This window comes from Vibrio eleionomae, assembly GCF_009874545.1.
Classification (GTDB): Bacteria; Pseudomonadota; Gammaproteobacteria; order Enterobacterales; family Vibrionaceae; genus Vibrio; species Vibrio nitrifigilis.
Window position 1 is genome coordinate 1 of sequence record NZ_WEKT01000091.1, and the last position, 9,190, is coordinate 9,190.

Annotated in this window: 8 protein-coding genes; all 8 read right to left on the bottom strand. The window is 39.4% G+C overall.

The features are described from left to right. Window positions 1-253 precede the first annotated feature (253 nt). Window positions 254-1,663, bottom strand: coding sequence for a sulfate adenylyltransferase subunit CysN (gene cysN, locus F9817_RS23010; RefSeq protein WP_161158548.1), 1,410 nt, complete (start codon window positions 1,661-1,663; stop codon window positions 254-256). A gap of 77 nt (window positions 1,664-1,740) precedes the next feature. Beyond that, window positions 1,741-2,709: a DHH family phosphoesterase gene (locus tag F9817_RS23015; RefSeq protein WP_161158549.1), complete on the bottom strand. Its 969-nt coding sequence runs from the start codon at window positions 2,707-2,709 to the stop codon at window positions 1,741-1,743. Window positions 2,710-2,711: 2 nt separating this feature from the next. Next, window positions 2,712-3,350 carry an adenylyl-sulfate kinase gene (gene cysC, locus F9817_RS23020; RefSeq protein ID WP_161158550.1) on the bottom strand — a complete coding sequence of 213 codons (639 nt, stop codon included), beginning with the start codon at window positions 3,348-3,350 and terminating at the stop codon, window positions 2,712-2,714. After that, window positions 3,351-4,262 carry a sulfate adenylyltransferase subunit CysD gene (gene cysD / locus F9817_RS23025; RefSeq protein WP_161158551.1) on the bottom strand — a complete coding sequence of 304 codons (912 nt, stop codon included), beginning with the start codon at window positions 4,260-4,262 and terminating at the stop codon, window positions 3,351-3,353. It lies immediately after the preceding gene. A 40-nt stretch (window positions 4,263-4,302) separates the two neighbouring features. Next, window positions 4,303-6,036 carry an SLC13 family permease gene (locus F9817_RS23030; protein ID WP_161158552.1) on the bottom strand — a complete coding sequence of 578 codons (1,734 nt, stop codon included), beginning with the start codon at window positions 6,034-6,036 and terminating at the stop codon, window positions 4,303-4,305. Window positions 6,037-6,053: 17 nt separating this feature from the next. After that, window positions 6,054-6,704, bottom strand: coding sequence for an ABC transporter ATP-binding protein (locus F9817_RS23035; RefSeq protein ID WP_161158553.1), 651 nt, complete (start codon window positions 6,702-6,704; stop codon window positions 6,054-6,056). 6 nt (window positions 6,705-6,710) lie between these two features. Next, window positions 6,711-8,459, bottom strand: a complete 1,749-nt coding sequence (locus F9817_RS23040) for a glycosyltransferase family 2 protein (protein ID WP_161158554.1) — start codon at window positions 8,457-8,459, stop codon at window positions 6,711-6,713. 25 nt (window positions 8,460-8,484) lie between these two features. Further along, window positions 8,485-9,045 (bottom strand): hypothetical protein, encoded by a 561-nt coding sequence (locus tag F9817_RS23045; protein WP_161158555.1) that lies wholly within the window; start codon window positions 9,043-9,045, stop codon window positions 8,485-8,487. Window positions 9,046-9,190: the final 145 nt, after the last annotated feature.

The window sequence follows — 9,190 nt, forward strand, 5'->3', positions numbered from 1 at the left end:
AGGTAAAAAGAATAAGAGAAATATCTATGAATTTTTATCAGATAAATGAAATCATGTCACTAAAATTAAACTGAGCAATATATACCCAAATGACCTCAAATGCAGGATTCAGAGATTCATCAACGAGCAAAAAGAGAGGCTAATTGGGTATAACATCCATATTATGATCTGGGAAGAAATCCAGTTTTGCGAAATAAGGGGAAGACCATGAAACGTCTTCCCCTAACATAAAGCCTTAGCATGCTCTTAAACGTTAGATTTCAGCACAACCCCATTCAGGGTAATGTTTCCGGATATAAGCATTAAGATCTTTTTCTGCAGCAGAATATTCACGAACATCAATAGAATTTGCGTCTGCAATTCTATCTACCATTCCAGCACCTACTGTCACATTAGTATGACGATCGATAATAATAAATGCCCCGGTTTTTGGTAGATCCTGATACGCATCAATAGCTACTTCATCGGTGAGTGAAACACTGGTTAAACCAATTTCATTCAATTCCAAAGACTCACTGTTTTCAGCATGCTGTTCTAACGTATTCACATCCACTTTATGTGGAATAGCACTCACACGACCAGTGCAAGACTTAGTCGCAAACTTAAACAGGTATTCTTTATGTGTACGCAGAGGCGCCTCACTCATCCAAACAACATGAGCATCAAACTTGCGACTCGTTTGTGGCTCGTGTCCAGTATGAACCAGCATATCTCCACGTGAAACATCGATTTCATCTTCTAGGGTAAGAGTGATGGCTTGCCCTGCCTGCGCAAGTTCAAGATCGCCATCGAATGTGTAGATAGATTTCACACGGGATAATTTACCTGATGGCAGTGCGGTCACCTCATCACCAACTTGAATCATTCCAGAAGCAAGGGTGCCGCAGAAGCCACGGAAGTTGAGGTTTGGACGATTCACGTACTGCACAGGGAAGCGCATTTGTTGTGAGTGTGTGTCTTTACCCACTTTCACGGTTTCCAACAACTTCATGAGTGTCGAACCCGGATACCAATCCATATTCTCACTTGGTGTCACCACGTTATCACCCAGTAGAGCCGAAATTGGCACAAAGCGAATATCGTCAATGTTGAGGTGCTCCGCCATCTCCCGATAGTCCGCTTTAATCTTCTGATACACGTCTTGGCTAAAATCCATTAAATCCATTTTATTAATGGCCACAATCACGTGTTTAATGCCAAGCAAACTACAAATATAGCTGTGACGACGAGTCTGCGTTTGAATACCATGACGAGCATCGACCATGACAATCGCCAGCTCACAGGTAGATGCCCCTGTCGCCATATTACGAGTGTATTGTTCATGCCCTGGAGTATCAGCAATAATAAACTTACGCTTATCTGTTGAGAAGTAACGGTAAGCCACATCAATAGTAATACCTTGTTCACGTTCAGATTGAAGGCCATCAACCAATAACGCCAAATCAAATTCCTGATCTGTGGTATTAAATTTTTGCGAATCTTTCTCAATCGCGGCCATCTGATCTTCGTAAATCAGCTTACTATCATAAAGCAAACGTCCAATTAGCGTTGATTTACCATCATCCACGTTACCGCAAGTCAGAAAACGTAGTAGGTCTTTATTTTCATGCACCTTCAAATAGGCTTCAATATCTTTTGCAATCAAATCAGATGAGTGCGACATAATCAATTTCCTTGTCAGGGTTAAGAGTTAAATACTTAGGGGGAACCTCGGTCCCACGCCCTAGGGAAGCTATTGCCTCAATTAACCCTGTAATAATCATTTAGTGTTTGGATAAATTTCGCTTTTTCTGCAAGAGGTAAAGCATTCACGCCAGCGGCCGCTTTACGTCCGCCACCTGTAGCAAACTGGGAGCAGACATCATCCGCTCCAACACGATTATTTAGCGGTGCTCGAACGCTAACCGTATAATCTTCACCCGTATTGTTGAGAGTCAGCACTGCATGTGCCAGAGCGGGAGATTGATTCGCCAACTCGTTGCCATACACGCCACTAATACGGCGTGCCCAGCACTCACACGGCAACTCAAACACACGGCTCACTGTATCGCTGTGCAGCGGCTTAATTTGAGCCACGTGCGCATAATCCTGTTCATACCCTTGCTTCAATAGGTAGTAAGGGGAAGATAGGTCATCTCTAAGATCAAATGGTGACGTATAGTTGAGAAGTTGTTGAAATAGCGTTGCAGGAGGAATATGCAAATCATCTAATGTCGCGCCGTAACCGTTGTAGTTAATCAGCGTGCCTAATTCACACAAAAAGTCGATATCAACTTGGTTTAATCCTTGTTGCTCTCCCATCGCTTGTGCGCGTTGGTTAAGATTATCGCCAAATGCAGCAGCAATAGCCCAATCGCTGTATTTTCCTTTTAACTTTTGGTTAATCAGTAAACTGGTACACACTTCCGCGTCCAAGTTCACTAACACTTCTAACAGGTCAGATTGAGGCACATCCCCAGTACGGTGGTGATCGCAATAAAACACCGGCACTTGCTTCTCAAGTAAAGCGTGTAACGCAGTTTGGTTTTTCTCCATAGAAATATCCAGCGTCGTCACCGATGTAACATCATCCGCTGCCACAACTTGAGAAAGTAACTTAATATCGCGTTTAACCCCAGTAACTAACACACTCTCTTTCGGCTCATGCAGACGCAACTGTAACAGAGCAATAATTCCGTCAGCATCACCATTAAATACATCGTAATGCATCGTTATTTATCTCCTTGCAAATAACCCAACGCATCCAATTGCGCCACAATCTGTGCAGCACATTGTTCAATAGAAACTTGAGCCGTTTTTACATGAATCTCAGGTTGAATCGGCGCTTCATATGCAGAATCAATCCCAGTGAAATGTTTAATTTCTCCAGCGCGGGCTTTTTTATACAACCCTTTTGGATCGCGTGCTTCACACACATCTAGAGGTGTATCAATAAACACTTCAAGAAACTGACCAGGTTCAAGTAGATCACGAACTTGCTGACGATCAGCAATAAATGGAGAGATAAAAGCCGTCAGCACAATAGAACCAGAATCAACAAACAATTTAGCAACTTCACCAATACGGCGGATATTTTCCACACGATCGCTATCGCTAAATCCCAAGTCTTTGTTCAAACCATGGCGCACATTATCACCATCAAGAAGATAACTGTGCTTACCTTGTTCCATCAAAAGGCTTTCGACCGCATTCGCAATAGTTGATTTGCCAGAACCACTTAAGCCCGTAAACCACAAGACGACTGGCGTTTGACCTTTTTGTTTTACACGTGCTTGATGGGTCACTGTCGAGTGATGCCAAACAACATCCCCTCCAGCACTATCATGCTGTTTTTTTTCGTAAGGAGACATTTAGAAATACCCTTCGCGTTTCTTTTTCTCCATCGATGCTGAGCTATCGTGGTCAATCGCACGTCCTTGACGTTCTGATGTCGTGGTCAAAAGCATTTCCTGAATAATTTCAGGCAACGTGGTCGCTTGTGATTCAACAGCGCCAGTTAGGGGGTAGCAGCCTAAGGTGCGGAAACGGACCATCTTCTCTTCGATCTTTTCGCCTTCACGCAATTCCATACGTTCATCATCGACCATGATCAACATACCATCACGTTCTACCACTGGGCGTTTTTTAGAGAAATACAAGTCAGGGATTTCAATACCTTCCAGGTAGATGTATTGCCAAATATCTAATTCAGTCCAGTTTGATAAAGGGAATACGCGGATGCTTTCACCTTTATTCACCCGACCATTGTAAATGTTCCACAATTCAGGACGCTGATTTTTAGGATCCCAACGATGGTGTTCATCGCGGAAAGAATACACCCGCTCTTTAGCACGAGATTTTTCTTCATCACGACGCGCGCCACCAAAAGCGGCATCAAACTGATACTTATCTAGGGCTTGTTTTAACCCCTGCGTTTTCATCACATCGGTATGCTTAGAGCCATTTTCAAATGGGCTAATATTCATCGCTAACCCTTCAGGGTTTTGATGAACAATTAACTTCATCCCCACTTTTTCCGCCATGTAATCGCGGAACTGAATCATCTCTTTAAATTTCCAAGTGGTATCCACATGCATCAATGGAAATGGCGGTACACCAGGAGCAAACGCTTTTTTGGCTAAATGCAGCATCACAGAAGAGTCTTTCCCCACTGAGTAAAGCATGACCGGATTATCAAATTCCGCCGCCACTTCTCGAATAATGTGTATCGATTCAGCTTCAAGCTGTTTAAGGTGCGTCATACGCGCAGGAGTTAATGTCATTGTCATTCCTAGCTTAACTTTCATTTATTTGGTGGTGAGATTACAAATAGAAGTATCCCAACATCCCCACCACCACTGTTCCATAAATAATACTAATCGGTAATCCGATTTTCATAAAATCTTTTAAACGATAATTACCAGCGCTATATACCATTAAATTGGTTTGGTAACCGTAAGGGCTAATAAAGCTGGCACTTGCGCCAAACGCTAACGCCAATAAATAGGCCTTAGGGCTAGTGTGCAGGCTTTCTGCCATGCTGATACTTAACGGGAAAATAAGTGCTGCTGCCGCATTGTTAGTCACCAACTCAGTGAGTATCCACGTTAATACATAAATCACGATAATGCCTAGCAATGGGGAAAAATCTGCCTGATGATAGGAGACCCATTGTTTTAAGCCATTTAACGCGCCAGTATTGGTTAACGCCTCAGAGAGTACCAGTGCAGAAGAGACGATAAGCCAAATATTTTTTGGTAAGCGGTGCATAATTTCATTAGAGGATAAACAGCCGCACAACAGCAGAGCACCAAGAAAAATTAACAGCGAAGTGAATAGAGGCACGCAACCGACTGCTGCAAGTAAAATGGCCACAAAAAAACCGTAAACAGAAAGGTGCTCTCGCCATCCGTTCAAGCATTGATCAGCTTCTACATCACTTACCCGATAAAAATTTTTATTAATATTACGACGAGATTTAAAATCATCCCCTACCGCAATAATTAAGTAATCACCCGCTTTAAGAACAATATCGCCGAGCTTACCTGAGAGTTTTTCCCCATCCCGCCGAATACCAATGACCGCAGAATCAAACAACGCTCGAAAGCCAGAAAGTTTCAGTTTTTTACCGATTAAAACGCTATCAGGGCGGATAATCACTTCTTTCAAATTGTTTAATGGCAATCCATTTTTATGGGCATAACTATTTAACCCATCAAACTGCGCTAATAACGTGATTTTTTTTATATCGCCACTAAAAATAAGCCGATCGTTTTCTTCAATGATTTCAAAAGGTGTGACCGGAGAAATCAGGCGCCCCTCTCTTAAAATTTCGACCAAGAATAACGATTCCAAGTTACGCAAACCATTCGCTTCAATCGTTTTACCAATAAGCGATGACCCCGGTTGAACTTTGGCATCGATAAAATAATCGGCAGCAACAACTTGATGTTTTTTATGCTGGGGAAGCCAACGAGAGAAAAAGACCAAGGCAATGCCACACACCAACACAACCATACCGCCAATAAGAGTAAAATCGAAAAAGCCAAGCGCTGGTAAATGCGCATTAATTGCCATGCTATTAACGATTAAGTTGGTCGAGGTTCCGATTAAGGTAAGAGTGCCGCCAAAAATTGCCGCGTAAGAGAGCGGGAGTAATAAACGACTGCCTGAGTGATAAGGATTATTACGAATTGGAGCTAATAACGTCGAAACAACAGCAGTGTTGTTGAGTAACGCAGAAGACAGCGCACTAAAACTAAACAGCCTAAACCAACTGCTGGCATAACTCGGCCGAACAATAAATGTAGCCGCAACGCGTAGTAGTTTGGTTTTTTCTAAAGCTAATGAACACACCATTAGCAGAATCAAGGTAAGAACACCTTGATTAGAAAAACTTTTAATGACTTGCTGACCCGTCACAATGCCACTGGCCACTAATATGAGCAGCAGCACACCGAATACACGTTCAGGGTAATTTTGAAACCGAACAAGGCCGATGATCGTACATGCAAACAACAGTAAGACTGCAGATGAGCTAGAGAAGTACCATTCCATAACGGTATAGTTATATCCTAAAGTTGCTTATAAACACTTAGACCTTCACTCAAATCAGCGAAATAAGTCAATGCGCCTTGGTGAAGAATTACCGCACTATCGCAAAATTGTTTGATCTCTTCGATATCATGGCTAACCATAATCATGCTTGATGTCTCTTTTTTATCCAACAACGCTTGTTTGGCTTTTTTTCGAAACTTCTGATCGCCAACGGACGTCGCTTCATCAATCAAATACACATCAAAATCAATCGAGATACAACAACCAAAGGCCAGGCGCGATCGCATACCGCTCGAATAGTTTTTTACCGGCAAATCGTATTTAACACCCAGCTCAGCAAACTCTTTTACTTTCTCTTCATAAGCATCTAAATCAGCAACGCCATTCACGCGGCCAATAAAGCGAGTGTTTTCTCTCCCCGTCATTTCTGGGTGAATACCGGTTGCCAAAGCCACTGGCCAAGAGATCGACTTTGTCGTCACTACTTTACCTTTATTAGGGTATTCACTCCCCGCGATAATTCTAAATAACGTCGACTTACCTGCGCCATTAGAACCGAGTAAAGCCACATTACCTGTATCAGGAAATGCAAAATTTAAATCTCGAAAGATATATTGCTTCCCTAGAGCCGAAGGATAGTATTTTGAGAGATGGTAAAGTTTAATCATTCTGATTTACTTCTTGGCCGATAAACAGTTTTTATATTCCTCGACTTTTTTATTAATAAAAGGGCCTGAAGGTCGCAGTTGAGCTGCGGCTTTCATTAATGAATAGGCCAACTCAACATTATCATTTTCAAAAAATACAGCTGCGTTACGAATATTATTAATATGTTTTTGCAGTTCTTCAGAATCCCCAGTATTTTTTCTAGAGCTTGTTTTATGGGTGTGAGGGAGCTCTGTTTCCTTTAGAGTAAATCCATGTAGTGATAACTCTTTAAATAATTTTTCTTTTGGATCATTATCCAGATCGAGAATAATCAGATTGTTTTTATTCTTAAAATAATCTTTTACAGATTCAATATGAGAATAGTAATGCTGTTTCCAGATACCAATCACTTCTTCCTGACTTTTATTAGTAGCAGTCATGGTTTTAGCTAGATAGCCAGGGTGATTAATCCTACTCTTAACCCATTTATCTACGTTACGGTAATTTAAAATAAATATAGAACCGGGGTATTGTTCATCAAGCTGTTGATAAAACTCAGCATAACTATAAAAAGCCTGATTATTTTTATCTCTATGCTCCATATCCGTAAACACTTGATAATCTTCATAACCAGTAAGTAATCGTTGTTTTTTTAAACTATTATTCAGTAACGTTCTGGATAAGTTACCACCATCCCAATGCACGGACTTATAACCTGCATTTTTTAAATAATGATAGATACTTGCCGTACCAGCTTTGTTAAAGCCTATTTGAAAAATCTTTTTTTGCGGTATTCTTTTCATAATGTCGCTACGTAATAGTTCAATTTCGGGAATATTTACGTTTCTTAATGCCAAACTTAAAGACCTCAAGTCATCAAGACTAAGCACACCCTTCATTTTTTCTACTGTTGCAATATATCGTTTTAAAACAAATTCCTTTGCCAACGTCAATTCTTGTTTCAAATGGCACTGTTCAATAAAATCTTGGTAATTATTATAATATTCATCCAATTTACTAGGTTCAATTTTTAATTCCAATCTCTTATTTGTCTTATAATACCCAAAACGGTTATTTTTAAAAACATCCCCTTTAGGTCGACCTCTCCCTAGCAATGAAANATATTCTTTTTTACCTCTATAGAGACGATGCAATACAAAAAAAGAAGGAATAATATCATTTGGAATATTAACATGAGCTTTTAAACTATCAAAAAAATCTGGTTTATTTCCATTAGAATCAACATAAGATAATTTCCCATGCGCATTATGAATACGTGGTTCAAAATTTGATTTCAAATCAACCATATACTTAATATGACGATCAACAGAGACATTAATACTCTGTTTAAAGCATGGGGAGAATTCGGTTTCATCTTTATGAATTAACCAATTAAAAACATAGACATCTGATTTTTTTACTTCCAATAAAAAATCTTTGATATTTTTTTTAAGATGAGAATGACACCAAAACTCATCTATATCGAGAAACATGATATGCGTAAAACTGTTTTTCTTTGCCCGCTTTATTGCATCTTTATACGCATTGATTTGAAATTTAGCAGGATCATTTTTATATAATTCGTCACAAATAACATAATCTATCGGAAACTTCTGTTGCTGAATACTTTCAAGTATATTAATAGTCCGGTCTGAAGTGTTATTAACATAGACGTCTATCGAGTCAAACCCCATAAGTAGATGATGAAAAATCCATTCAGGTAAGTATGCCGCTTCATCTTTTGCTACTGCTACAATCTTAACTCTATTCTGCATAATATTGTCCACGATATCCCTGACACTATCGATTTTTTTTCTCAAGCTCTAAAATCATATCCATTTGTATAGCAATAAGATCTTCAAGTTTTTCTATTTTATTTTTTAAATCATCAATTTCAGTCAAATTTTTGCGCAAAAATCTTAAAGACATAGTATCTTCAAATGATAATTTTGGAAAATATCTCTTCCACAGAAGTTCGTTTTTCTCTTCAAACACCTTAATTAATTCAGAAATAACATTTCCAGACAAGTCAAAATCATAGTGTTTATCTCTAAGTTTTTTCGAGTTAGGTGTGAGATTAGCAATACTCTGTTTTACTGATTGATCGTGAATATCAGCGTAAATTGTATTGATTTTTGAAAATGACGAGCATAAAGAACTACTCAATCCTGAGTTACTGTCTTCAATATTATTGATTAAGCCTTCAAATTTTATTTTTGCTTTCTGACAAAAATCCTCTAGTAAATCACCATTGGTTAAGTATTTCCTAACCAATGGTGATAGTCTGAACCCCGAATTTGGATAATAACTTTTAAGCTTTTCAGAGATAAAAATAAAATCACAAAATTTAGTATTTATCATCTTTTGTGCGTAATCATCCAGAGATTCTCCAGTTTTATGTCCCCATTGCTGCCATGCGGATACCAGCAGTGTATCTTGACGCCTAACATAATATACAATATTTACACTACTGAATTTTTAATTAAAAAGCTTATGAATACTAGCT